The organism is Demetria terragena DSM 11295, assembly GCF_000376825.1.
Taxonomy (GTDB): Bacteria; Actinomycetota; Actinomycetes; order Actinomycetales; family Dermatophilaceae; genus Demetria; species Demetria terragena.
Genome location: NZ_AQXW01000004.1, coordinates 1,029,778 through 1,054,005 on the forward strand (window position 1 = coordinate 1,029,778; position 24,228 = coordinate 1,054,005).

Consider the following 24,228-nt stretch of genomic DNA (forward strand, 5'->3'; position numbering starts at 1 on the left):
CGCCTCGTGTATTTCACAGACCGAGGTATCGAGGAACTCACCGGGCGACGTGGTGATGAAGAGGTCACCCTGGCGTGGGTGGCTGAGCACTTGCAGACCTTCGTCGACCTCAACCCAGAGTTCGAGACACCTGTCGAACGACTCGCCACGTGGCTTGCGCGGCTGGACGACGAGGACGAGTGAGGGGTCAGCCCCGACGGCCGCACCGGCCCTGGCCGCGTGGCACCGGCTGTCTCGCGTTCTTCCGCGATAGCCTCATCCTGAGTTCATCGACACGACAGCGAGACACCCGAGTGACAAGGCGCCGACCAGCATGAGTTACCCGCAGTACGGCAGTGATCCGGAGTTCACCCCTAGCGCAGAGTTTCAGATCGCCGAGGGCGATCGAGAGGTTGGCCTCTGCTTCGTGGGCGACTCGTTGGTCGCCGGACTCGGTGACCCTAAGGCGTTGGGCTGGGTGTCACGAGTTGTCGCCCGCACCCAGAACTCCGGTGCGGAGTTGCGCTCCTACAACCTTGGCGTGAGCGGTGAGACCTCCAGTGACGTCCTCGGCCGGTGGCATACCGAGACGGCTCCCCGGTGGGCAACCTGCAACGAGCGCCGACTCGTCATCGGCTTTGGCACCCACGACGTCATGCAAGGGATGACCACGGCCCGCTCCAGGCTCAATATGGCCAACATCCTCGACGACGCCTCGACCTCGGGCATCGCCACCTTCGTGGTGGGTCCGCCCCCCACCTCCGACCACGAGATCAACCAGCGCTTGGAAGTTCTGGTCGACGCCCAAGCCGATGTCTGCGCTCGCCGGCGAGTCACCTATGTCGACTGTTTCCGGCCGCTGCTTGGCCACGATCAATGGCAAAGCGACCTGGCCGCTGGTGACGGCTTCCATCCTGGCCAGGCTGGCTACGGCCTCATCGCCTGGCTCGTTCTGCACGCAGGCTGGCAGGACTGGCTTTCTCTGTGAGTTCAGCGGACGTACCGCCGAACGTGCCGGTACCTCTTGCGGATCGGGTGCTCTTGCACCACGCCGCTGTGCAGTACGTCGCCGACGAGATCCAGGTCCCGATCCTTCACTTCAAGGGTCCACTCGTCGCGGCGACTTTTCCCCACGATGGTCAGCCGCGCCGGTCCACGGACGTCGACGTGTTCCTGCGCAGCGAGGACCTCGACGCCCTGTCGCAGGCCATGCTCGGCCACGGCTGGGTCGAGTACGACAAGACCATCGAGGCCGAGTGGCATCACTCCCGGGTCCTAGAACACCCAGAGTTCGCGTGCACGGTAGACCTCCACACGCACTACCCCGGGATTCACCTCGGCGTCACCACGGTGTTCGACATCCTTGATCGCGATCACGAAGAGGTCCTGCTCGCAGCCCGGGTATGCCACGCCCCGGCGCGTCCCGTCCATGGGCTCTTGATCCTGCTGCACGCTGCACGAGGCGACTCTGGCCAGAAGGGTCAGACAGATATCCGCCGCGTCATCGACTCCCTCACCCCCGCAGAAATGGACCACCTGCTGGCGGTCGCGACCGAGTTGGGCTGCCGGCCCGCCCTGTCCTCGGTGTTGCCTATATCACCAGATTCAACTATCGAGGGCCAGCTCTGGGCTGATATCATGAGGAATCCGCAGCAAGGGGCACTGCGGTGGGTAGTCCGACTCATTGAGGCGGACTCATGGAGGCAACGTAGGGATGTTCTACGGGCGGCCGTGATCTACCCAGAGAAAGGTTCTGGCCCCGGGGGTGGTGTGTCACTGAACCGGATCTGGCGTGGCGCGCGACAACTGCCCGGAATCGCCGTGCGACTGGCCTCCTATCGTCGTTCACGATAGGGCTTAAGAAGGAGCCAGCCGGTGTCACGAGAGTTTGCGCTGACGCGCGTCATCCGCAGTCGGGGTCGTCTGCCCGGCATGGACGCCTTCGTCTGGCTCGCCAGCCTTGCGGGGGCGGTGTGGCTGCGCTACGACTTCGATATCTCCCGCCTTGGATCCGTCGCCTTGCCGTGGTTCATCCTCGGCGCCATCGTGATGCAGATCGTCTTGGGCTCGGTCCTCGGCCCGTACAGCCGCGGGCACCAGCGGGGCTCCTTCGAAGAAACCCTGGACGTGGTGCGCACCGCAAGCATCGTCGGGCTCACCCTCATCATCATCAACTTCATCATCGGAACGCCGCTCCCGCGGTCCGTGCCGTTCATCGCCATGGTGTTAGCCATCGGCGGGATGTTCGCCGCTCGCTTCGTCAAGCGCTCCTGGGACCTGCGTCGTGCCACCAACTCCGAGGGAGCGCAGGCCGCGATCATTCTGGGCGCCGGAGAGGCCGGCCGCCGACTTGCTCGTTCCATGCTGCGCGATGACAACAGCGGCTATCTGCCGGTGGCCTTCCTCGATGACGATCAGCACAAGCGCAAGATGCGCATCGAAGGCGTTCGCGTCCGCGGTACTCGCGACCTCATGGCTTCTCTCGCCGAGGAGACCGGCGCCACCGTTCTGGTCGTCGCGGTGCCCAAGATGGACGCTGCAGAACTGCGTGAGGTCTCCCAGCTCGCAACCGAGGCCAACCTTCGGGTCTTGACCATTCCGCCAGTACGCGACCTGCTCGACGGCACCAGTGGCGGGGTCAAGGATCTGCGCGATGTCGACCTGACCGAGCTCCTCGGTCGGCGTCCGGTCGATCTCGACAGCACCTTGGTGTCTGGCCAGCTCAACAGCCGCCGAGTCCTGGTGACCGGCGCGGGTGGCTCCATCGGATCGGAACTGTGCCGCCAGATCGCGCGCTTCGGACCGGCCAAGCTCTACCTCCTGGATCGGGACGAGTCCGGACTGCAGGCCACCCAGATGACGCTGGTCGGCAACGGTTTGCTGGACAACGACGAGGTCGTCCTCGCCGACATCCGCGACCCACGCACCCTCAATGAGTTGTTTGATCGCCTACAGCCCGAGGTTGTGTTCCACGCCGCGGCACTCAAGCACCTGCCGCTGCTGGAGAAATACCCCAGCGAGGCATGGCAAAGCAATGTCCTGGGCACGCTCAACATCCTCAGCGCCGCAGCGCGGGTCAACGTCAAAACCTTCGTCAACATCTCCACCGACAAAGCTGCCAACCCCACTTGCAACCTCGGCTACAGCAAGCGATTGGCTGAGCGACTCACCGCAGACTTCGCCCAGCGCGAGGAAGGCCGCTACGTCAGCGTCCGCTTTGGAAATGTGCTGGGCTCCCGTGGCTCGGTGGTGCACGCGTTCACCGCACAGATTGAACGCGGCGGACCAGTCACCGTCACCCACCCTGACGTCGAGCGCTACTTCATGTTGATCCCCGAGGCGTGTCAGCTCGTCCTGGAGGCCTCCTCCATCGGCGAAGACGGCGAAGTCATGGTCCTCGATATGGGCGACCCGATGAAGATCGTCGACGTCGCCAAGTCGCTGATCCGCCATTCCGGCAAGGATGTCGAGATCGCCTTCACGGGCTTGCGGCCCGGTGAAAAGCTCAGCGAAGAGTTGTTCTCGCCGTTCGAACAACGGCGGACGACTGACCGCGACTGGGTCGACAGCGTCGATGTTCCCAGCCTTGACCCGTTGACGGTCACGACGACCTCGCACGAGACTCCCGAAGCCGCGCATGAGTGGATGAAAGAGCACGCCTTCGGCGGTCTGGACCTCTCGGTTCGCCCGGGCGCGCCCGAGGTCACCGCCGCTGACTCGGCCACGCCGGGGGACGGAATGACAGCGCAAAAGTGACGGCGGGTCACCAGGCTGGCACCTCGTCGACCGCCACGCAGGTGGTCATCGATGCCAGCAACATCCATCAGGGCGGGGCCTTGCAATCGGCGGCCTCGGTCGTCGATGAGATCACCCACATCCTGCGCCAGGGCGAGCTGCGCGATCGTTATCCCTGGCTCGAGTGGCTACGTATCGTCATGTCCCCCGAGGTTGCAGCCGAGATGGGCCGCGAGCCGCTTCAGCATGAAGTGGTCAGTCGCCGGTGGCACTCGCCCGCACTGTGGCATCGGCGGGGACCCCTGCCCGACGTCTACGTGACGATCTTTGGACCTGCCTACGGTGTGCGTCGGGGGCGGGTCGCGATCTCCGGCTTCGCCGATGGAACTGCGATCCTGCGTGATCCCACGCTGTCCGACCAGACCTTGAAGCGCCGGCTGCGGCGTCGTATCAGGACCCGCGCCTCGCGCTTCTTCTTCGCTCGTCAGGACCTCCTCTACACCGAGGCCGAACGGACGGCCACCGAGTTGTCGCGTTCGCTGCGCTTCGACGCCACCAGGGTTGGTGTCATACCCAATACGCCCAATGGCGTGCTCTCCCAGCCAGCATTGTGGAGACCCGCCCCGTTGCCCGCTAAAGAACCCGGCACCTTCGATGTCGGCTTCGTGACCCGGTGGTACCCGCACAAGAACTTCGAGATTCTCGGCAGCGCGGCACAACTGTTGCAAGAGAACGGAATTCGAGTTCGCTTCATCGTGAGCCTACGTCCCGATGAGCTGGAGCGCCTCGACCCGGCAACTCGTGCGTTCGTCTATTCCGTCGGTGAGTTAAGTATCAGGCAGGTGCCCTCGGTCTATGAGTATTGCGACGCCATGGTCTTCCCCAGCCTGATCGAATCCGCATCGGCAGCACCCCTGGAGTCGCTGCGATTGAACGGCCATCTCGCGGCCTCCGATCGCGACTTTGTGCGTATCCCCTGCGGAGATGCGCCCCACTATTTTGAACCGACCGACCCGCGCGCATGCGCCGAGGCGTTGGCCGAGATATTGACCAATGAGAACGTGCGTACGCAGCGGGCCGAGGCCGCACGCGTGATCGCAGGAACCTTCCCGAGCCCCAGGACACGCGCCGAGGACTTTCTGCAGTTCGTTGACCGAGGAACCCGAGGAGAACCATGACGCCCGTGAGCATGAACCCGCCTGGACGTATCGCCGTTGTCGGAGCATCTGGCTTCGTCGGAACCGCCGTTGCCGGTGCCGCTGAGAGGGCTGGGCACGAGGTCGTCGCGCTCTCGGCGCCGCGGTTGAGCGGGCCGTGGACCTCGGCCGATGTCAGCGCCTTAGCCGATCGGCTTCGCGGCTGCGATGCGGTCATCAACGCCGCGGGCTGCTCCGACGCCGGGGCTGGCGACGTGGACACGCTGAACGCCGCCAACGGTCACCTGCCAGGTCTGATCGGTGCGGCAGCGGTCGCGGCGCGGGTCCCCCGGTTCGTGCACATCAGTTCGGCCGCCGTTCAGGGGCGACGCCCGATGCTCGATGACTCGATGCACCGTGAGCCCTTCTCGCCGTATTCAGAATCCAAGTGCCTCGGCGAAGATCAGGCGTTGCGGCACGGCCCGGAGCAGACTGTCGTCTATCGACCGCCGGGTGTGCACGGCGCTGGTCGCAGGACCACCTCGTCGTTGGTGCGCATCGCTCGGAGTCCCGGCGCCGTGGTCGCCGCGCCAGGCACCGACAACTCCCCCCAGGTTCTGGTGGGCAATGTCGGGTCCGCCGTGACGTTCTTGGCCGCGGTGTCCGATGCTCCGCCGCGCGTCGTCATCCATCCCTCCGAGGAATTGAGCACGCGGGACATCCTGTTTCTCCTCGGCGGCAAGGAACCACGGCGGATTCCTCGGAGGGCCGCGATAGGTGCCATCGCCGCGTTGGAGCGCGGCGGCCCGTCCGCTCGGATCGATGCCCATGTTCGTCGTGCTCGGATGTTGTTGCTCGGACAGCAACAAGCCCATAGTTGGCTCACCGGGGCCGGGTGGCGCCCGCTGTACTCGCGGGACGCCTGGAAAGCACTCGGCGACTTACCCGCCACGGAGAACCAGGAGAACGTCACTGAGACCGCAGAACAGGGCCCTGGTCCAGGTGCGCCTGGCCTCTTCAGTTCAGCCAAGAACTTCGCACCCGAGTTAGGCGGACACGTCGAGCGCGGAACTCTCGGGGGCTACTTCATTGACTTCCGCATCAAGACTGACGAGGCCTCTTGGCCGCCACCGTGGATGGCGGATGAGGGCTCACGGCTACCCGTTGCCGTGGCGCAGTGGGCCTTGGGATGCTACGAACGCTATCTCGATGGCGAGGGCGACCAATGGCTCCAGGCTGCAACAGACGCTGGCGAGTACCTCTTGGACACCCAGGTGAGTGGCGGCCCCAAGGACGGTGCCTGGCTGTATCCCAAGCCGTCGAAGCACACCTACAAGATCTCTGCCGGTTGGGTGTCCGCGATGGCACAGGGCGAGATCGCCAGCCTGCTGGTGCGTTTGCACAAAGAACATGGCGGGGATCGCTATGTCGACGCGACCCGACGGGCCATTCGATTGATGTCGATCCCGGTTTCCGAGGGAGGCGTTCAAGCGCCGCTGGGCGATGGGTTCTTCCTCGAGGAGTACCCCACGCAGACCCCGTCGCTGGTCCTGAACGGTGGCATCTTTGCCATTTGGGGCTGGTACGACGTCGGCGTCGCCTTCGACGACGCTGAGACCACCGCGCTATTTGCCGCGTCTGCACGAGCGCTCGGCGACAACCTGCATCGCTACGACCTCGGGACCTGGTCCCGCTACGACCTCTTCCCCTTCCCGGTCGTCAACATCGCGAGCTCGGCGTACCACCTTTTGCACATCACCCAGTTGAGGGCGATGGCGAAATTAGTGGATCACCCCGAATACACCCGAATTGCAGACCGATTCGAGGCCTATAACGCGTCGCCGATGAAGCGCAGGATCGCGTTTGGGCGTAAGACGGCGTTCCGTCTGGTAATTCCGCGCAATGCGCATTTGGCACACCGGGTGCCGTGGGGGCCGCGCGGCGAGCGGAGCTAAACGGCGCGAAGGGCTCCTAGCCGCGCGGCCGGACGCGCGGCACCCAGACCCCGGCTGACAGATAGGCACCGGCGACGGTCGCCACGATTCCGCCCTGCGCGCCAGGCGAAAGCGGAGCACGGACGGCGGCGGCGATCGCCGTCGCGGCGATCGCGTGAAGCGCAGCGATCTCGATATGGCTCGCCCCACTGCCATCCAAAGCCTGTTGGTACACATGCCGTCGGTGCGCCTCAAAGAGGTTCTCGCCACGGCGAGCTCGCAGCACGATGGCTTGGGCAACGTCGAGCACATAGAGCGAGTACGGCGCGGCCACCCTGATGAGCGCGGATGGCCCGGCGCTGCTCGCGCCAATCAGGCAGGTCGCGATGAGACCACCCACGTAATAGCTGCCCGCATCCCCAAGGAAGAGCCATGCCTTCGGCGCGTTCCAGGGCAGGAAACCCACAGCGGCTCCAGCGCCGGCGAGCGCCAGCGCTCGAGTGTCGGCGTCAAGTCCGCTTTCGAGCGCCGCGTTGGTCAGCACCACCGTGGCAGTCGTCGCCGAGATGCCGTTGATGCCGTCCATAAAGTTGAACACGTTGACGGAGGCGGGCACTGCCACCAGACCGACAACCGCTTCCCGGAGGTTTCGGCCAGACAGAGCACCGATGGCTGCCTGGGCACCCAAGCGAGCAGAGGCGGGAAGTCCGCCCGTCACGTCATCGGCCAACCCGAGGGCGAACGCGGCGGTGGGTCCGACGGCTCTTCGGCTCTGTGCGTGGTGAAGAGCAAGCCCAGCGGCTGAGCCACCAAAGACCGCGAGCCCTCCCCCGCGCGGAATCGCCTGCGAGTGGGAGGAACGCGCATTGGGAATGTCCACGACGTTGGCGCGCAGGAGACCCTTCCGCACGATCGGGACGAGCAGCCCGGTTGCCACAGCGCTGGCGACGGCCAGCCCGACACAGCGGCCAAGAGTCGAGGTCATCGCAGAGCCTCCAGGAGTTGTTGTGCGCAGGCTGGTGCGGAGAAGTCCTGCTGGACGCGCTCGGCGGCACGCTCGGCGAGTGCGCGGGCGAAGCCAGGATCGGTGAGCACCCTGACCAACGCGTCGGCAAGCGCCTCGGGATCTTCCGCGGGTACAAGTAGCCCGGACGTACCGTCTTCGATGAGTTCTGGGATCGATCCGGTTGTGGTCGACACCACGGGAACTCCAGCCGCCATAGCCTCCATCAGCGACACCGGAATTCCTTCGTGCAGACCTTGTCCCAAGTCCACGCTGGAGAGCACCACTACGTCGGCGAGTCCGTCCGCGTAGCGCTTGAGCACATCCGGACGATGAAGTTGGCCCACGAAGTTCACCGCGTCGGTGAGATCGTGCTGGGCCACCAACGCGCGCAGCTCGGCGTCACGTTCGCCGGAACCGATGAGGTCTAGTTCCGCGGCGATACCGCGATCGCGCACGAGTCGGAGAGCGGCAATGAGGTGTTGGTGTCCCTTGACCGGAATCAGGTTGGCCACCATCGTGATTTGCTTGGTGGCCTCAGGTGGACTCGGGGCCGAAGGCGCCGCGATGTCGTCGATCTCCACGCCCATGTGAATGACCCGAACTCGTTCATGCAGATCGGCGTCGATGCGATCTCGCACGAGACCGGCTGCCCGGTCGGAGATGACCCTGACGAAGGTGGCGGCGCGAGCCTTGGCGTTCATCAAGTTGGCGTCGTAGATGTCCCACCGGTGGCAGCTGATCGATAGCGGAACGTCCGCGAGGTTGGCCGCCACCATGGCCAGGGTGGAACTGGTCGACATCCAGTGCGCGTGCACTCGGGTGAGTCCGCGCTGAGTGATCATCGCGGCCACCGCGGCACCGCCCGGGACGGTCAGGAGGTTTTTGGTCAGGTGAGCTCGGTCGGCCGGCAGGGTGCGTGCGACTCGGGCCAGCGCGCCCGACCGTCGAGCTGCCATGCGCAGGGCCACCATGGGCTTGGCGGCCTGCCACTCAAATACCGGAATCGCTGCCAGGTCAGGTGGGAGGTCACGCTTTCGCATGCCTCGATAGTTCGTGGGGACAAGGACCGGCTCGACGCCCTGGTCGAGCAGCGCGCGCAACTCGGCGTCAAGAAACTCCTCACCGACGCCGAAGGGGTAGCAGGCCGTGACGTAGGCGATCTTCACCGGCCCACTCCCACCGGCATCTTGGCGGCCGCACGTCGCCGGACGCCCTTCTCGCCGAAGACCTCAGAGTTTTCGCTCGAGGTTCGACACAGCGCAGCCACGATCGCGAACAAAATCAGATACCTCACTGATGTCGAGACGCTGCTGGAGAACGGTCCACGCATCGACAGGAAAACGACGTACATGACGGCGGAGTAGAACACCGAGAGACGCAACGCGATCGTGCTGATGTTTCCCGGGTCGAAGCAGATGTTCCGGATCTTGCCGACCAAATAGCCACAGATCGCGAGCAGCACGACGACGCCCAAGTAAGACCAGATCTGGATGCCCTCGGCGGGCAAGGAATAACCGAAGCCCTGGCCTGGCCGCCAGTCATTCATATTGTCGCGCGCGAACTGTTCGGAAAGGTCCGTCGGCCGACCCGGCCACACCGAACGCGGTACCCACTGAAAGAGCCCCGTCAGGAATGAGCTTCCGTAGTTGTAATCCAGGCTGGCCGATCCCGACTTATCGAGCGTATTCACCAAGCTGAACATCGGTCCGGATGGCTCAGTACTGGTGAAGAAGCCACTGCTTTGGGTGACTTGGCCAACGGTTCGGGTATTTCCGCCTCGGTTCACCGAGTAGACGACGACAATCACCGCTGAGCCCACAACACCGCCGCCGAGCGCCAGCATGAGCGCGAGTCGACTCTTGAACCGTTCGCTGTGTCGGACGTACAGGCCACTCAGAGCCAAGGCGCCGACGAGCATCGAGTCCTTATCATTCGACCAGACCGACCAGCCGATCATGAGCGCAACGACCACCAGACCAATGGGCCGCGAGATTCCGATTCCGAAGGCCAGCAGATAGAAGGCGACGGCCCCACCAACAACAATCGCGAATCGCAGCAAGAGCGCATAGGTCGAGTTCTCGTAGCCTTGCGCAACGTTGGCTTCGTAGTCGCTGGCGGCGATCAAGTTCGATGAGTAACGCAAGACCAAGATCCCGACGAGGAAAGCGAAGGAGCCAAGCAACACCCATACGGTTCGACGATCCGCGAACGCGCTTGGATAGATCTCTCCGATCTTGTGCGACTTATCAATCGTGGCTGAGTAGGCGAGGCTGAAACTGAGATAACTGATGAGGGCCACGAGAAGCACGCGGATCTTCATGCCATCGTCCATCACGTAGCCCTGCCCGCCCTGCAGAACGACCTCCGTCCACCCGCGAAGGTGCAGCTCCAGCGGCACTCCGACCAGGTAGTACAGCGTGGCGAACCCGAAAATCATCGGCGGCGAGACGAACGAGTCATAGGTACGCAGCCGAGCCGTCATGACGACAACCGACAGGAAAACCAGGGCACTGAGGGCAATAATCATGTTGCCTCTCCACGTCGAATCAGTACGAGCACGGCGGCCGTGACAGCCACCCCTAGAACGCCGTAGGCCACACCCACGCCTGAGAGTAGCCCGTCGAACTGGGAGTCAGCCTGAGTCATCGCGATCAGCACGGCAAGCGCTAGCAGGGAGGACAGCGGTGACAGCGGGACATTCGACCAGCCATCCAACAAGGTGCGTACAGCCGCGAAAATGGACAGTCCGATCGGCGCCAGCCACATGGCCTCCAGCACGTAGGCACCGGATCGGTACTCCTCGCCCAACGCGATCGCGATGAAGGGCTCAGCCGCAAACTTCATGACCAGTGCCACCATGAGGCCGATCGCTGCGCTACCCGCCAACAGAATGAACGCCAGCCGTCCTCGCCTGCCGCTCTTGGCGTCCACACCCGCTACTCGCGGAAGCAGGACGATCGCAATGGGCTGCGTCGCGGCCAGCACCATGCTCAACAGCACGAAGAAGTAGTTGAAGACGCCGCGATCCGCAGCCGCGATCGACGCCGGGGCCATCAGGACGGGCAGCACAAAGAGGCCAGCGAAGGCGGCATCACCAGGAACCCGGGCCAGCGAGCGAAGGAAGAATTTCTTGGAGCGAATGCGGCGTGGGAGAGTCTGAGCGCCAAAGCGACGCGCCAGCCCGTAGGCCAACAGCAGGTTCGCACAGCCCCACCCCACCAGCGCAGCCCAGAGGCCACTGGGAACAGCAAAGACAGCCGCCACCGCGAAGACACCATTGGCCAGCACGTTCAGGATGGCCCCTGCGGTGAACCTCTCGTGCCCGCGCAGGTAGGCAAACAGAATCGTGACATAGGTGATGGATGCCGTCAGGAAGATCGCCGCCAGGAGCACTTCGTACGGCAACAGAAGCAGGTCCTCAACCGGGTTCCGGAAGATCACCACCAGTGCCGCGAGGACCAAGGCGAGGATGATCGTGGCGGCGTACTGCTCTCCGGCTAGTCGTTTGGCGGCGCGTGGCCTACCCGGATTCTTCGCGATGAAGACCGGCAGAGTAATGACATAGCCGAGAGCGGCGATGGGGAGAACGAAGGACACCAACCGCCGTGCGGTGGAGTAGTCGACGAGCTGGTCCGGGTCGCCGATCCGGCTGACCAGGCTGTAGGTCGCGGCGCTCAGAAGGGCCACGAACGCCGTACTGGCGATCGTGACGACGTACGGGTTGGTCACGGCGCGGCGTACGCGACTCGGCGCGGGCGCCGCTGCGGTCACCGTAACCGCCGCCCACGTCCTGCCGAGAGGCGCCGGCGCTCGACTGCCGACCGCAAAACTCCGGCCAGCCGGCGTCCGAGTTTGTTCATATCGTGCTCGGCCTCGGCATAGGCGCGACCGCGCGCGCCCATCGCGTCCCGCTGTTCAGGGGACAGATCGGCGACGAGTTCATAGGCGTCGGCGAGGGCCACCGGGTCCTCGGCTGGCACCGTCACTCCGGCTCGCGCGCTCGCAACCGGGTCCAACTCTGGACGCAACGACAGACCCTGCACGACCGGACGCTGAGCTGCGAAATAGTCGAAGATCTTGTTCGGGCTTACGCCGTGCTCATACAGCGCCGTGTCCCGCCAGCACAGGGTGAGCCCATCGGCGGCTTCCAGGATCCCGGCGACTTCACTCTTGGCCACGAACTCGTGGAAGATCACGTTCTTCAGATTCTTGGACTGCGCCCGCTCCACCAGATCGGCCTTGCTGACCCCGTCGCCATAAAGGTGGAACTCCAGGTCGTGGCGACCGCGATCGCGCAGAATCTCGGCTGCGTCGATCAAGGTGTCCAAACTGTTGGGTACCCCGTGAGTTCCGGTGTAGGCGAAGACAAATGGGCGATCGCCGCGAGTCCGTTGCGAACTCGTCGATGGTTCCGCGAGCTCGACACCGTTAGGAATCCAGGTCACCTTGTCGCGCCCGCCGGGGACGACCTCCTCGACGCGGTCCCCCACGCCTGGGAGCACCCCGACGATCTGGTCGGCATTGCGGTAGAGAACCTTCTCGATCACGCCCAGGCCTAGCGCAACCGGATGGTTCGGGCTCATCCCGGTCATGTGGATGAGCGAGCCGGGCCACATATCGCGAACTTCGAGTACGAACGCCGAGCCCACCCGCCGCGCCAGCAGCCAGGCACCAAAGGCACCGAAAAGGTGCGGGCTGGAACCGATGATCACGTCGGGCTTGGGCCCCTGAACCGACACCCGAGCCACGGTTGCCCCAAAGGCCAACATGCTCAGGACGCGCTCAAAGCCGTTGCCCTGATAGTTACGAACCGGAAGCCACCGGTACTCGACGCCCTCCAGGATCTCGCTGCCGGCGCGGCCCAACATGTTGGACGTTTGGCGGGCGTAATGGCGACCACCCGCAAGGATGCTCACGGCGATACCACCCTGCGCGAGACGCTCGGCCAGCATGTTATGCCGCGCGATCCCTGCGTCGCCGGGCCGGATGGCGTACTGGTTAACAAGCCATACAGTAAGCGATTCGGGCTGCGAATCCGCAGGTTCGGTAAGGGAACTCATAGATCGATGCTTGCTCCGTTGGACTTGATCATCGCCTCGGCGACGCGGACAGTCTTCGCACCTTGAGCCAAGGTGACGATGTCAGCGTCCTTGCCCAGCACCGCGTCGCGGAAGTTCTCATGCTCAACCTTCAACGGCTCCGGCTTTGCGATGGCGTAGCGAATGACATCTCCCTCAGAGACGCCGCGGAACTGCTGCATGCTGGCCCAGGTGGTTGGCGTACTGCCATTGCCATAGAAGGTCAGGTCCGCAGTCAGGGTATCGGCGACGAAGCAGCCCTTCTCACCCGTGATCACGGTGAGACGCTCCTTGAAGGGCGTCAACCAATTGACCAGGTGCGACGTGACGACACCCCCACTGAGGTGGCCCACGGCCGAAACCATGTCTTCATACTCACGGCCCGAACGGTGGTTGGTACGCGCGGAGACCGAGACGTAGTCCTGCTGGGTCACCCACGCGGTGAGGTCGATGTCGTGCGTGCCCAGATCCTTGATCACACCAACGTCGGCGATCCGGCCGGGAAAAGGGCCCTGCCGGCGCGTCGCCACCTGGTAGATATCGCCGAGGTCACCCGCTTCTAGACGGCGACGGGCCTCCTGCAGCGAGGGGTTGTAGCGCTCAATGTGGCCCACCGCGCCCACGAGCCCGGCCTTGTCGAACGCCTCCGCGAGACGGCCGGATTCCTGGGTGTCGTTCGCGAGTGGCTTCTCGATGATCGCGTGGACGCCGGCCTCGGCGAGTGCCAATCCGATCTGCTCGTGAAAGACCGTCGGCACCGCAACCATGCAGTAGTCGATGCCCACGGCGATGAGTTCCTCGACCGAGGAAAGCAGTGGACGGTCACCTGCCACGCCGTGCGGGTCTCCGCCGGGGTCAGCGATCGCGACGAGTTCGACGCCCTCAAGGGAGGACAGCACCCGGGCGTGGTGACGCCCCATCATGCCGACACCAATCAGGCCGGCGCGCAGCGTGCTCATCAGCTTCCCGCCTTAGCCAGCGCGTTGACAGCCTCGACGATTCGCTCACGGTCGCCATCGGACAGCGAGGGATGCACCGGAAGCGACAGGCATTCACGGGCCGCCTTCTCGGTGACCGGCAGATCGACGTCGGCCTGGAACGGCTTCAACCGGTGGTTGGGAACGGGGTAGAACATGCCCGATCCGATGTTGTACTCCTCGCGCAGAGCGGCGGAGAAGCCATCGCGATCCTGCGGGACGCGCACGGTGTATTGGTGGTACGCGTGCACGGCACCGTCGGCCAACGGCGGAACTACGACACCGGAAAGGTGCGCGTCGAAGAAGGCCGCGTTGTCGCGGCGCTGCTGGGTCCACGCGTCGACCTTGGTCAACTGGACGCGGCCGATCGCCGCGTGAATGTCAGTCATCCGGTTATTCAGACCGACCACCTCGTTGTGGTACTGCTTTTCCATGCCCTGGTTGCGGTAAAGCCGCAGCAGCCGGTCGGTCTCAGCGTCCGCCGCCGAGACCATTCCGCCCTCACCGGAGGTCATGTTCTTCGTCGGGTAGAGCGAGAACATCGCGAACGCGCCGAACGCGCCGACGGGAGTGCCGTTCAGGCTGGCTCCGTGTGCCTGCGCCGCGTCCTCGAAAACCTGCAGATTGTGACGGCCCGCGATCTCCAGGATCTGGGGCATCTTGGCCGGGTGACCGTAGAGGTGCACCGGCATGATGCCGACGGTCCGATCGGTGATGGCCGCCTCGATCGCCTGCGGCGAGAGGCAGAAATCGTCCTCGTCGATGTCGACGAAGACCGGGGTCGCGCCCGTCAGCGCCACACTGTTGGCGGTCGCGGCAAAGGTGAATGACGGGACCAGCACCTCATCGCCAGCTTTCACACCCGCGGCGAGTAGCCCCAGATGCAGACCTGAGGTTCCGGAGTTCACGGCGACGCAGCTTCGGCCGAGGCCGAAATGCGCGCTGAACTCTTCCTCAAATGCCTTGACCTCGGGGCCTTGCGCGAGCATTCCACTGCGCATCACCCGGTCAACAGCCGCGCGCTCGTCATCACCAACGATTGGCTTCGCTGGAGAGATGAATTCGGTCATGCCACTTCCTCCGTCAACTGACCTTCGGTTTCGATGTACTTCGCCCCCGTGCTCGGGCAGGTCCACTGCCCGTTGCTGCCCTCTTCAAGCGGTACGCCCGCCTTACCAACCCATCTGATCCGTCGGGCGGGAACCCCCACGACCAAAGCGAAATCCGGAACGTCCTGGACCACGACGGAGCCAGCGGCGACCATTGCCCAGCGCCCAATGGTGACGGGTGCGACGCAGACTGCGCGGGCGCCAATCGAGGCACCTTCTCGGCAGGTCACACCGACCGGCTCCCAGTCCGAAGCCGACTTCGCCTCCCCCGTTGGAGTAACCGCGCGGGGATAGTGGTCGTTGGTGAAAACCGCTGCAGGACCAACGAATACACCGCGTTCAAGCGCGGCAGGCTCGTAGACAAGGGCGTAGTTCTGGACCTTGCAGGCATCGCCCAAATGCACGCCGGTGCCGATGTAGGCGCCACGACCAATCACACAGTCGCGCCCCAGCACGGCATTTTCCCGGATCTGCGCCAGGTGCCAGACCGAGGACCCATCGCCCACCTGCGCACTCGCATCAACCTCAGCCGAGTCGACAATCCGTGCTGTCACTGGCTCGACTCTTCGACAGGGCGACCGACGGATACGACGGTCACGCCGGGCAACTGGCTCGCATCGAGGATGTTGCGCCCATCCATCACAAGACTGACGCCAGGCAACTGCTCAGCGGTCACATCCTTGTACTCGGCGTGGTCGGCCTGGACGATCGCGATGTCCGCCTGCTCACCGAGCGCGTATGGCTCCCAACCGAATTGGCGCAGTTCGTCATTGGTGTACATGGGGTCGTGGACGACAACCTCGCCGCCGGCGGTGCGTACGGCCTCTACCGTGGGGAAGACACCCGAGAAGGCCGTTTCTTTGACACCGCCGCGGTAGGCCGCACCGAGTACCGCGACCTTCTTGCCGGCCAGTGAGCCGCCGCTGAGCGCGGTTGCCTGAGCGACGACGTAGTCCGGCATGGCGGCGTTAGCGGCTCGTGCAGCGCTGACCACGGTTGCCTCCGGGTCGTTCCACAGGTAGAGCCGCGGATAGACCGGGATGCAGTGACCGCCCACGGCGATGCCGGGCCGGTGGATGTGGCTGTAGGGCTGAGAGTTGCTCGCGTCGATGACCTGGTAGATGTCGATGCCGTTGTCCGCTGCAAAGCGGGCGAACTGGTTTGCCAGGCCGATGTTGACGTCACGGAAAGTGGTTTCGGCGAGCTTGGCCATCTCGGCGGCTTCGGCCGAGCCCAGATCCCACACGCCGTTGCCGCGCTCGAGGTCGGGTCGCTCGTCGAACTGCAAGACCTGCTCGTAGAAGTGCAGCGCCCGCTGCGCGCCTTCCTCGCTGAGGCCACCCACCAGTTTGGGGTACTTGCGCAGGTCGGCGAAGACTCGACCGGTCAGCACCCGCTCGGGCGAGAACACCAGGTGGAAATCGGTGCCCTCAGACAGGCCGCTTCCTTCTTCCAGGCGTGGCTTCCAGCGGGTACGCGTGGTGCCTACCGGAAGGGTGGTCTCGTAGATCACCGTGGTGCCAGCGGTGAGCCCCTCGGCAATCGCGGCCGTGGCGCTGTCCATCATCCCGAAGTCGGGACGTGCTTCTGCATCCACGAAGAGCGGAACCACCACGACTACGGCTTCGCTGTCGCGGACAGCCCCTGCCGTGTCCGTGGTCGCGGTCAGCTGGCCAGGAACGACCTCGGCGAGGTAGTCGTCAAGGTGATCTTCACCAGGAAAAGGTGCCTTGCCCGAGTTCACGATCTCGACAACGGCCGGATTGGTGTCTGCCCCAAACACCCGATGGCCGGATTTCGCGAACTGGACGGCCAGCGGCAAGCCAATCTTGCCGAGGCCAACAACGGTGATGTTCATTTATCCTCTACAGCTTTGAAGGGACGGTCTCGATGTCATGTCGCGCCCGGGACTACTTGCCGTGACGATGGCGATACGCACGACGACTCATCACCGAGATCGGAGCGGTGTCGTCACTCGACTCTGGCTCAGTCGCCGCGGCGCGGGGCTGGGAAGCACCCGCCGGACTCGCCGCCTTCGGTGCGGGCGGCGGTGATTGCTTGGCGGGCGTCGTCGGCGGTACGGCCTTGGACGCCGGGTTGACGGTCACCGCACGGTCGGGGATCGGCGCGGCGGCAGGCTCGGGGTCGGCTTTGACAACCTGCTTGTCGGCCTTCGCCGCAGACTTCTTGTCGGCCTTCGTCGCAGACTTCTTGCCTGCCTTCTTGGCACCCGGACCCGCGGTCGGGGTCGCTTCGTTATCGCCGCCCGACTTCTTGCTGGAGTAGCTCGCTCCGCCGTACGTCCCGTAGGCGCCGTAGCCGTACTGGCTCTCGCCGTAGACGATTCTGTTGAGGCGCTTGGTGTTGACACGGTTGAGGACAGCACCGAGCACCTTGCCGCCGACGTTGCGGATGTTCTGGACCGCGCGGGCGACCTGTTCCTCGCGGGTCTCGCCAGCGCGCACCACGATGAGTGCCCCATCGGCGCTCGCCGTCAGCAGCGCGGCGTCAGTCACCGGAAGCAGCGGCGGCGCGTCCAAGATGACCAGGTACGTCTCGGTGAGCTGATCGAGCAGGCTCTCCATGCGGTGGGAGCCCAACAACTCACTGGGGTTCGGCGGAATCTGACCGGCAGTCAGGATCGACAGGTTGCGGTGTTCAGCGAGCTGCACCGCGTCGGCCAGTGTGGCCGTCCCGGCCAGAACCTGCGTCAGTCCGACAGACGCGTCCAGGTCGAAGATGCCTGCCACGGACGGACGCCGCAGGTCGGCATCGACGAGCATGACGTTCTCGCCACTCTCGGCGAGAACACGCGCCAGGTTGACGGACGTCGTCGACTTTCCTTCACCCATGCGCGCGCTACTCACCACAATGCTGCGCGGCCGGTGGTCGACGTCCACAAAGCGCAGATTGGTGCGCAACTGACGGAGCGCCTCTCGGCTTTGGAAACTGTCTTCACCGGCGGCCTGGCGCGCTCCACCTGCAAGCGCCTTGGTCTCGGGAACGACCGCCAGCACGCTGGCGCCGATCTGAGCCTCGACGTCTTCCGGCGCGCGCAAACGAGTGTCCTGTCGGCGACGGACGATGGCGACACCGAGGCCGAGCAGGACACCAAGCAAGGCGCCAAAGGGCAAGATTCGCTCGGGCCGCGGCGAACTGGGCCGGGTCGGGAGGTCGGCGTCGGACACCAACTTGATCGTCACGGTGGAAGACTTGCCCTCAAGCGACTTGGCCTCAGCGGCAGTTGACCGCACAACAGAGTTGGCAATTTCTTGAGCCCGCTCCGGTTCGTCGGACGTGGCCGTCACCTTGATGTTCGGCGTGTCCGGCGTCAGCTCGGCCGTCAGGGTCGCGGCCAATTCGTTCGGGGAGTCCTGGAGTTTGAGGTCCTTGACGACGCGCTCAGCCACCCCGGTGCTGTTGACGAGGTCGACATACCCCTTGGCTTTGACCTGGGCCAGCAAACTGTTGGAGTACGCCGCGCCAGATCCGCCCTGCTGGTCGGAATCGCCGACGACCACTACCGCGGTAGCGTTCGCGGTATAAACAGGTGTGCGGGTCCAGACATACACAGCAGAAAGAGCCGTACACACGACAACGCTGATGAGGATGAGCGTCCAATAGCGACGGACGATCTTCCAGAGGTCTTCAAGCGTCAACGAGTTGTCTCCGTCATGGTCGAGTTCGGGAACTCCCCGAACCGAGTGCGTTGCTGTCCTACCCCCAGTGGCCAGATGTGGCTCCGCGACAGCATGTGGCCGTCCGTATGCTACCGGCCAGGAAGCACATCACCCAACCATGACGGCCAAAGGGGAACTTGATCATGATCACAGTTAGCCCAGCGCCGGACATTAGTTGGGTGGTCTCCGACACCACCGGACAGGTCTCCGTCTGTCCGCTGCCCACTGGCCCTATCCAAGTCTTGAGTGGCGCGGCTGCGCACCTGTGGGAGCTCAGCGTTGAGGGCATAGAGCGGGCGGACCTCATCGAGCGCACCCTCGCCCAGTTCGACGATGCGCCGCCCGAGGCTCGAGACTCCCTCGAGGACATGGTCGACCAGTTGCTCCATCAAGGACTGCTGACCACCTCTGACCACGAGAACGGAGCGATCCCCTGATGCGCGTGCTGTTTGTGTGTACCGGAAACATTTGCCGTTCCGCCTTTGCCGAGCGCTACGCCCAGTCGAGTGCGCCCGACCCGCAGTGGCAATTCACCAGCGCGGGCACGTACGCCATGGTCGGCGATCCGATGGACCCGCCGATGGCGGCGGTGGCCCAGGCGCATGGTGCTGACCCCATCGGATTTGTCTCCCAGCAACTCGACCGCGACCTCATCGATCAGGCCGATCTGATCCTGCCGATGGAGAGCCACCACCGCAGTTACATCCTGGACGACTTCCCCACCCTGGTGAAGCGCACCTTCACTCTTGGCCAACTTGACCGGTTGATTTCCAGCGTGCCGGACGAACTCACCGGCGCCGCGCTCGTGGCTGAGGTGGGAGCCCGCCGTGACCGGGCTCGGTCTCGGGACAATGTCGCGGACCCCTATCGGCGCGGCGATGAAGCCATGAACGCCGCCGCATCGCAGATCGCGGGCGCGCTGGACCGCATACTTCCTCGCCTCACTGAGGGGTAAGGGACGTCCACGGCCTTCAGTCGCGGCCGAACAGATCTCGCGTGTAGACCTTGTCCGAGACTGGCTCGAGTTGGTCGGCCCACCGATTCGCGACAATCAACTCGGCGCGCTCGGCGAAATCGTCGAAGTCAGCCACGACCTCAGAATGGAAGAACTCTGGTTCATCCAACGCCGGCTCAAAGACCAGGACCTCCAAGCCCTTGGCCTTCAACCGCTTCATGATTCCCTGGATGCTGGAGTCGCGGAAGTTGTCCGAACCTTCCTTCATCACCAACCGATAGAGCCCGACGACCTTGGCGTCACGCTTCAGGATGTCCTGGGCGATGACGTCCTTACGGGTGGTGTTGGAGTCCACAATCGCGCGAATGAGGGTCTGCGGGACGTCCTCATAGTTCGCCAGGAGTTGGCGGGTGTCCTTGGGCAGGCAGTAGCCGCCGTACCCGAACGAGGGGTTGTTGTAATGCGCACCGATGCGCGCGTCGTAGCCCACTCCCTCGACGACCGCGCGGGCGTCGAGATCGTGCGCCATCGCGTAGGAGTCCAGCTCATTGAAGTAGGCGACGCGCATCGCGAGGTAGGTGTTGGCGAACAACTTGATGGCCTCGGCCTCGCGGGCTCCGGTGAGGAGCACCGGCGGCTCCTCGAGAGCACCTTCGCGGAGCAGGTCGGCGAAGACCTTCGCCTCGCCGTCGTCGCCGCCGACGACGATGCGACTCGGGTGCAGGTTGTCGTAGAGCGCCCTGCCCTCACGCAAGAACTCTGGGGAAAACAGAATCTTCAGGCCGGGATATTCAGCGCGCATCCGCTCGGTGAAACCCACCGGAATCGTCGACTTCACCACGACGGTCACGCCGGGCGCCAACCGGGAAACATCGTCGATGACCCGCTCGACACTCGTGGTGTCGAAGAAGTTGAGGTCAGGGTCATAGTTCGTCGGCGTCGAGACCACGACCAACTCCACCCCGTCGTAGGCGATCTCCGGGTCGGTCGTGGCCAGCAGGTTCAGCTCGCGGTGAGCCAGGTAGTCCTCGAGTTCGGCGTCGACGATCGGCGCCTTGCGGGCGTTGACCAGGTCGACCGTTTTCGCGATGACATCGAGACCGCGTACGTCATGCCGCTGAGCCAACAGCACCGCGTTGGCTATGCCGACATATCCCAACCCCACGACCGCAATCTTCATGGCCGCGAGTCTAGGTCACCGATCCGATCCAGCTTGAGCGTCGGCAGGATCACGGACCGGCCACGGCTTGCCCGAGTCGCCCACCTCATGTCCGCTCATAGGACACACTGGGCCAGTTCATCCCCATCTTGACGTGAGAGGCCCGTTCACCATGAACCTCGCAACTCGTCGGTCCCGTACCGCATTTGTCGCCGCCTGCGCGGCTCTTAGCCTGTCGCTTGCTGCGTGCGGGTCCGACTCCCTTGAGGAGGGCGGCGAGACCAAGTCGTCCGCTCCCGCCGTGAAGGCCACCAAGGATTCGGCGCTTGCCGACCTGGTGCCGGCCGACCTCAAGGACAAGGGGACACTCTCCATCGGCACCGACGCGACCTACCCGCCTAATGAGAGCTTTGCCTCCGACGGCAAGACGATCCAGGGGATGGATATCGACCTCCTCCGGGCCGTCCTAGGCAAGTTGGGCCTGAAAGGCACGTTCCAGAATGCCGGTTTCGACTCGCTCATCCTCGGCGTGAAATCCGGCAAGTACGACGCCAGCATCTCTTCCTTCACGATCAACGAAGAGCGCAAGAAGCAGGTGTCAATGGTGAGTTACTACACCGCGGGCACCCAGTGGGTCGTCGCGAAGGGCAACGCCAAGAAGGTCGACATCGACGACCCGTGCGGGCTGACCGTCGCAGTGCAAAAAGGCACGGTGCAGGTCTCCGACTTGGACAAGCGCAGCAAGAAGTGCGTGAGCGATGGCAAGAAGCCGATCAAGTCGCTCATCGACGACGGACAGGACAAAGCCACGCTGAACGCGGTCTCGGGGCGAGCCGACGCGATGGTCGCCGACCTTCCCGTGGCGGTCGACGCCGTGAACAAAAACGACGGCAAGATCGAACTCCTCGGCAAGCCGTACGACACCGCGCCCTACGGCATCGTCATCCCCAAGGGCGACAAGAAGTTTGGTGACGTGCTCGTCAAGGGCCTCGAGGCCATCAAGAAGGACGGGACTTACGACAAGGTCCTGAAGAAGTGGGGTACCGAGGGTGGGGCGTACGACACCTTCGAGATGGACCCTGCGACCTCGTGAGTGGGGTCTCGACAAGCTCGACCGGCGACGGCAGTTCGACCGGCGACGGCAGCTCGACCGACGACGGCAGCTCGGCCGGCGGGAGTGGCTCGACCGGCGCGAGCGCGCGGCCAGGCCGGATTGAGGCCCGCCCGGTCCGCCATCCATGGCGTTGGGTGGCCGTCGCGGCCATCGTGCTGCTGCTGGCGATGGCCGCGAACTCGCTCATCACCAACGACAAATGGGACCTGTCCTATGTCCCCAAGGTGATGAACTTCTCCCCCGTCCTAGAGGGCATGGTCAAGGGCACCCTGGTCGTGACCGTCGGCGCGATGATCATCGGCGTCGTGGGTGGGGTCGTCCTAGCCATCATGAGGCTGTCGGACAACCCGGTACTCAAGGGTGTGGCGTTCGTCTATACGTGGTTCTTCCGGGCGGTGCCCCGCCTGGTGCTCCTGGTCATGCTGGGAACTGGCGCGGCCTACCTGTATCCGCAACTCGACCTGGGGCTTCCGTTCGGCAAGGAACTCGCGTCATTCATCGGACTCTCCAGCGATCTCACCATCGCCAGCCTCGACATCAATGCCCTCTCCCAAGGTGTCTGGGTCGGCATCATTGGGCTCGGTCTGTCTGAGGCTGCGTACTTCGCCGAAATCGCGCGCGCCGGAATCCTCTCGGTCGACGACGGCCAATCCGAGGCGGCCAAGGCCATCGGCATGAGCAACGGCAAGACCATGCGGCGCATCGTGCTCCCGCAGGCCATGCGCGTCATCGTTCCGCCGACGGGCAACGAGACCATCGCGATGGTCAAGGACACCTCCCTGCTGTTTGCGGTGCCGATCTCGATGGAGTTGTGGTTCCAGATCGATCAGGTCGCCAACCAAACCGCGCGCATCATGGGCGCCTACCTGGCGGGCTTCCTCTGGTACCTCGTCATCACCACCGTCCTCATGGTGGGGCAGTACTTCCTCGAGCGGCACTTTGGCCGCGGTCATGGCACGCAGGCCGCGAGTCGCACCAAGCTGTCGATGATTGGAAAGGGCGCCTGATGGTGGTTTCGACAAGCTCAACCGACGTTTTGGTCGAGGCCATCAACGTGACCAAGGCCTTCCACAAGGTTGAGGTGCTCAAAGGCATCGACTTGTCCGTACGCGAAGGTGAGGTGGTTTGCCTGCTCGGCCCGTCCGGGTCGGGCAAGACCACCTTCCTGAGATGCATCAACCAACTCGAGGACATCGACGGTGGCCGCATCTTCGTCGGCGGCGACCTCATGGGCTACGCCGACCGCAATGGCCAGCTCTATCGGCTGTCCGACAAGGCGATTGCCGACCAGCGCCGAGAGATCGGCATGGTGTTCCAGCGGTTCAACCTGTTCCCCCACAAGACCGCACTCGAGAACGTGATCGAGGGACCCATCCAGGTCAGCGGTGTGAAGAAGAAGGAGGCGCAGGTCGCGGCACGCGCCCTGCTCGAGCGGGTCGGTCTCGGCGACAAGGGTGACCACTACCCCTCGCAATTGTCGGGCGGGCAGCAGCAGCGGGTTGCGATCGCGCGGGCGCTGGCCATGCAGCCTCGACTCATGCTCTTCGATGAGCCAACCTCAGCACTCGACCCAGAGCTGGTCGGTGAGGTGCTGTCCGTCATGCGCGAACTGGCGTCCGAGGGGATGACGATGATCGTGGTGACCCACGAGATGTCGTTCGCGCGCGAAGCGGCCGATCGGGTGGTCTTCATGGATGGTGGCGTCGTGGTCGAAGAGGGCCCGTCCGGGACGGTGATCGACAATCCGCAGCACGAGCGGACCAAGTCGTTCCTGTCACGCATGCATGCCGATCTGGAGTCACGGGCACAGGCCGCGGAGCAACTTCTCGACGAATGAGCCCACCGCGCACGACGTTTCGGCTGCGAGTCGCGACATCCGGGGCGACCGGGTTCGTCGACCTGGTCGTGTGCTGCCTGCTGATCGCGCGCACCGGAGTTGCCATTGCCCTTGGCGCGGGCATCCTCGGTGCAGTGGGATTCGCCGCGACTTCGGCGTTTCTCCGTCGTCGTCGCGAGGACCAGCACGACGGTGAAGACTTGGCTGACCGAATGGAGCGGGTATCCGAGGAGGTCGAGGACCATATCGACGAGTCGAGGCCGGATCCGTTACTGGTCCGGTGGGGGCTCAATGTCGTTCTCGCACTGGGATGGTTGGTGTTTTCCATCCTCACCGTGGCGGCGGGCAGCGTCCGCACGATTGTGGTCGTGGTGCTCTTTGGTTCGCTGACCCCGGCGGTACGCGTAGCGGACGTCGTCATTGCCCTCGGCGTGTGCATCGGGTTGGCATTCGCCCTGCACTATCTCGTCTTCGAGCCGATCGCCCGGCGCCACGGCGTCGAGTTGTGATCTCACGTCACGGTGGTACC

23 protein-coding genes are annotated in these 24,228 nt (G+C 64.3%); 12 read left to right on the plus strand and 11 right to left on the minus strand.

Annotated elements, in window-relative coordinates:
* The first annotated feature begins 6 nt into the window (after positions 1–6).
* The 6 genes from F562_RS20915 to F562_RS0109060 all read left to right on the plus strand — a co-directional run bounded on the left by F562_RS20915 (position 7) and on the right by F562_RS0109060 (position 6,805).
* Positions 7–183, plus strand: coding sequence for a DUF6104 family protein (locus F562_RS20915; protein WP_018156629.1), 177 nt, complete (start codon positions 7–9; stop codon positions 181–183).
* Between the two features lie 130 nt (positions 184–313).
* Entirely contained in the window at positions 314–967 is a 654-nt protein-coding gene (locus F562_RS0109040) for a GDSL-type esterase/lipase family protein (RefSeq protein ID WP_018156630.1), read from the plus strand.
* A complete protein-coding gene (locus F562_RS0109045) occupies positions 964–1,833 on the plus strand; it encodes a nucleotidyltransferase family protein (RefSeq protein ID WP_018156631.1) in 870 nt (289 codons plus the stop codon). Before F562_RS0109040 ends, F562_RS0109045 begins: the two co-directional genes overlap by 4 nt.
* 21 nt (positions 1,834–1,854) lie before the next feature.
* Positions 1,855–3,735, plus strand: a complete 1,881-nt coding sequence (locus F562_RS18590) for a nucleoside-diphosphate sugar epimerase/dehydratase (RefSeq protein ID WP_018156632.1) — start codon at positions 1,855–1,857, stop codon at positions 3,733–3,735.
* Positions 3,732–4,892: a glycosyltransferase gene (locus F562_RS0109055; RefSeq protein ID WP_018156633.1), complete on the plus strand. Its 1,161-nt coding sequence runs from the start codon at positions 3,732–3,734 to the stop codon at positions 4,890–4,892. Before F562_RS18590 ends, F562_RS0109055 begins: the two co-directional genes overlap by 4 nt.
* Positions 4,889–6,805: a D-glucuronyl C5-epimerase family protein gene (locus tag F562_RS0109060; protein ID WP_018156634.1), complete on the plus strand. Its 1,917-nt coding sequence runs from the start codon at positions 4,889–4,891 to the stop codon at positions 6,803–6,805. Before F562_RS0109055 ends, F562_RS0109060 begins: the two co-directional genes overlap by 4 nt.
* Positions 6,806–6,821: 16 nt before the next feature.
* Here the strand turns inward: F562_RS0109060 and F562_RS18595 are convergent, their stop codons facing one another.
* Genes F562_RS18595 through F562_RS0109110 form a run of 10 tightly spaced genes read right to left on the minus strand, consistent with a single transcriptional unit; the run spans position 6,822 to position 18,613 of the window.
* Positions 6,822–7,769, minus strand: a complete 948-nt coding sequence (locus F562_RS18595) for an MraY family glycosyltransferase (RefSeq protein WP_018156635.1) — start codon at positions 7,767–7,769, stop codon at positions 6,822–6,824.
* Positions 7,766–8,956: a glycosyltransferase family 4 protein gene (locus tag F562_RS20155; RefSeq protein ID WP_018156636.1), complete on the minus strand. Its 1,191-nt coding sequence runs from the start codon at positions 8,954–8,956 to the stop codon at positions 7,766–7,768. The genes F562_RS18595 and F562_RS20155 overlap by 4 nt, the downstream gene beginning before the upstream one ends.
* Positions 8,953–10,317 (minus strand): O-antigen polymerase, encoded by a 1,365-nt coding sequence (locus tag F562_RS0109075; RefSeq protein WP_018156637.1) that lies wholly within the window; start codon positions 10,315–10,317, stop codon positions 8,953–8,955. Before F562_RS0109075 ends, F562_RS20155 begins: the two co-directional genes overlap by 4 nt.
* Complete coding sequence (locus F562_RS0109080; RefSeq protein ID WP_018156638.1) at positions 10,314–11,561, minus strand: polysaccharide biosynthesis protein; 1,248 nt, start codon at positions 11,559–11,561, stop codon at positions 10,314–10,316. Before F562_RS0109080 ends, F562_RS0109075 begins: the two co-directional genes overlap by 4 nt.
* Positions 11,558–12,850 (minus strand): glycosyltransferase family 4 protein, encoded by a 1,293-nt coding sequence (locus tag F562_RS0109085; protein WP_018156639.1) that lies wholly within the window; start codon positions 12,848–12,850, stop codon positions 11,558–11,560. The genes F562_RS0109080 and F562_RS0109085 overlap by 4 nt, the downstream gene beginning before the upstream one ends.
* Positions 12,847–13,827, minus strand: coding sequence for a Gfo/Idh/MocA family protein (locus tag F562_RS0109090; RefSeq protein ID WP_018156640.1), 981 nt, complete (start codon positions 13,825–13,827; stop codon positions 12,847–12,849). The genes F562_RS0109085 and F562_RS0109090 overlap by 4 nt, the downstream gene beginning before the upstream one ends.
* Positions 13,827–14,915 (minus strand): DegT/DnrJ/EryC1/StrS family aminotransferase, encoded by a 1,089-nt coding sequence (locus F562_RS0109095; RefSeq protein WP_018156641.1) that lies wholly within the window; start codon positions 14,913–14,915, stop codon positions 13,827–13,829. Before F562_RS0109095 ends, F562_RS0109090 begins: the two co-directional genes overlap by 1 nt.
* Positions 14,912–15,508, minus strand: a complete 597-nt coding sequence (locus tag F562_RS0109100) for an acyltransferase (RefSeq protein ID WP_018156642.1) — start codon at positions 15,506–15,508, stop codon at positions 14,912–14,914. The genes F562_RS0109095 and F562_RS0109100 overlap by 4 nt, the downstream gene beginning before the upstream one ends.
* A complete protein-coding gene (locus tag F562_RS0109105) occupies positions 15,505–16,812 on the minus strand; it encodes a nucleotide sugar dehydrogenase (RefSeq protein ID WP_018156643.1) in 1,308 nt (435 codons plus the stop codon). The genes F562_RS0109100 and F562_RS0109105 overlap by 4 nt, the downstream gene beginning before the upstream one ends.
* Before the next feature lie 52 nt (positions 16,813–16,864).
* Positions 16,865–18,613 (minus strand): tyrosine-protein kinase domain-containing protein, encoded by a 1,749-nt coding sequence (locus F562_RS0109110; RefSeq protein ID WP_018156644.1) that lies wholly within the window; start codon positions 18,611–18,613, stop codon positions 16,865–16,867.
* A 164-nt stretch (positions 18,614–18,777) separates the two neighbouring features.
* Between F562_RS0109110 and F562_RS0109115 the strand changes: the two genes are divergently transcribed.
* Both F562_RS0109115 and F562_RS18605 read left to right on the plus strand, forming a co-directional pair.
* A complete protein-coding gene (locus F562_RS0109115) occupies positions 18,778–19,071 on the plus strand; it encodes a PqqD family protein (protein ID WP_156822598.1) in 294 nt (97 codons plus the stop codon).
* On the plus strand, positions 19,071–19,589 hold the full coding sequence (locus F562_RS18605; RefSeq protein WP_018156646.1) for an arsenate reductase/protein-tyrosine-phosphatase family protein: 519 nt from the start codon (positions 19,071–19,073) through the stop codon (positions 19,587–19,589). Before F562_RS0109115 ends, F562_RS18605 begins: the two co-directional genes overlap by 1 nt.
* A 16-nt stretch (positions 19,590–19,605) precedes the next feature.
* On the opposite strand, the gene F562_RS0109125 is transcribed toward F562_RS18605, so the two are convergent.
* Complete coding sequence (locus tag F562_RS0109125; protein ID WP_018156647.1) at positions 19,606–20,769, minus strand: nucleotide sugar dehydrogenase; 1,164 nt, start codon at positions 20,767–20,769, stop codon at positions 19,606–19,608.
* A 151-nt stretch (positions 20,770–20,920) separates the two neighbouring features.
* Here F562_RS0109125 and F562_RS0109130 point away from each other — a divergent pair, with 151 nt between their 5' ends.
* The 4 genes from F562_RS0109130 to F562_RS0109145 are packed head-to-tail and all read left to right on the plus strand — an operon-like array spanning position 20,921 to position 24,208.
* The gene (locus F562_RS0109130) at positions 20,921–21,841 is read left to right on the plus strand and encodes an ABC transporter substrate-binding protein (RefSeq protein ID WP_018156648.1); all 921 of its coding nucleotides are present in this window, start codon (positions 20,921–20,923) and stop codon (positions 21,839–21,841) included.
* Positions 21,838–22,869 carry an amino acid ABC transporter permease gene (locus F562_RS0109135; protein WP_018156649.1) on the plus strand — a complete coding sequence of 344 codons (1,032 nt, stop codon included), beginning with the start codon at positions 21,838–21,840 and terminating at the stop codon, positions 22,867–22,869. Before F562_RS0109130 ends, F562_RS0109135 begins: the two co-directional genes overlap by 4 nt.
* Positions 22,869–23,699 carry an amino acid ABC transporter ATP-binding protein gene (locus F562_RS0109140; RefSeq protein WP_018156650.1) on the plus strand — a complete coding sequence of 277 codons (831 nt, stop codon included), beginning with the start codon at positions 22,869–22,871 and terminating at the stop codon, positions 23,697–23,699. The genes F562_RS0109135 and F562_RS0109140 overlap by 1 nt, the downstream gene beginning before the upstream one ends.
* Positions 23,696–24,208, plus strand: a complete 513-nt coding sequence (locus F562_RS0109145) for a hypothetical protein (protein WP_018156651.1) — start codon at positions 23,696–23,698, stop codon at positions 24,206–24,208. Before F562_RS0109140 ends, F562_RS0109145 begins: the two co-directional genes overlap by 4 nt.
* Positions 24,209–24,228 lie beyond the last annotated feature (20 nt).

What these genes read in the sequence shown, in the direction of transcription:
- F562_RS0109060 (WP_018156634.1), top strand. Translation starts at nt 4,889, where the DNA reads ATGACGCCCGTGAGCATGAACCCGCCTGGACGTATCGCCGTTGTCGGA.
- F562_RS0109090 (WP_018156640.1), bottom strand. Translation starts at nt 13,827, where the DNA reads ATGAGCACGCTGCGCGCCGGCCTGATTGGTGTCGGCATGATGGGGCGT.
- F562_RS0109085 (WP_018156639.1), bottom strand. Translation starts at nt 12,850, where the DNA reads ATGAGTTCCCTTACCGAACCTGCGGATTCGCAGCCCGAATCGCTTACT.
- F562_RS0109145 (WP_018156651.1), top strand. Translation starts at nt 23,696, where the DNA reads ATGAGCCCACCGCGCACGACGTTTCGGCTGCGAGTCGCGACATCCGGG.
- F562_RS0109095 (WP_018156641.1), bottom strand. Translation starts at nt 14,915, where the DNA reads ATGACCGAATTCATCTCTCCAGCGAAGCCAATCGTTGGTGATGACGAG.
- F562_RS18605 (WP_018156646.1), top strand. Translation starts at nt 19,071, where the DNA reads ATGCGCGTGCTGTTTGTGTGTACCGGAAACATTTGCCGTTCCGCCTTT.
- F562_RS18595 (WP_018156635.1), bottom strand. Translation starts at nt 7,769, where the DNA reads ATGACCTCGACTCTTGGCCGCTGTGTCGGGCTGGCCGTCGCCAGCGCT.
- F562_RS0109105 (WP_018156643.1), bottom strand. Translation starts at nt 16,812, where the DNA reads ATGAACATCACCGTTGTTGGCCTCGGCAAGATTGGCTTGCCGCTGGCC.
- F562_RS0109130 (WP_018156648.1), top strand. Translation starts at nt 20,921, where the DNA reads ATGAACCTCGCAACTCGTCGGTCCCGTACCGCATTTGTCGCCGCCTGC.
- F562_RS0109075 (WP_018156637.1), bottom strand. Translation starts at nt 10,317, where the DNA reads ATGATTATTGCCCTCAGTGCCCTGGTTTTCCTGTCGGTTGTCGTCATG.
- F562_RS0109115 (WP_156822598.1), top strand. Translation starts at nt 18,778, where the DNA reads ATGATCACAGTTAGCCCAGCGCCGGACATTAGTTGGGTGGTCTCCGAC.
- F562_RS0109125 (WP_018156647.1), bottom strand. Translation starts at nt 20,769, where the DNA reads ATGAAGATTGCGGTCGTGGGGTTGGGATATGTCGGCATAGCCAACGCG.
- F562_RS0109040 (WP_018156630.1), top strand. Translation starts at nt 314, where the DNA reads ATGAGTTACCCGCAGTACGGCAGTGATCCGGAGTTCACCCCTAGCGCA.
- F562_RS0109140 (WP_018156650.1), top strand. Translation starts at nt 22,869, where the DNA reads ATGGTGGTTTCGACAAGCTCAACCGACGTTTTGGTCGAGGCCATCAAC.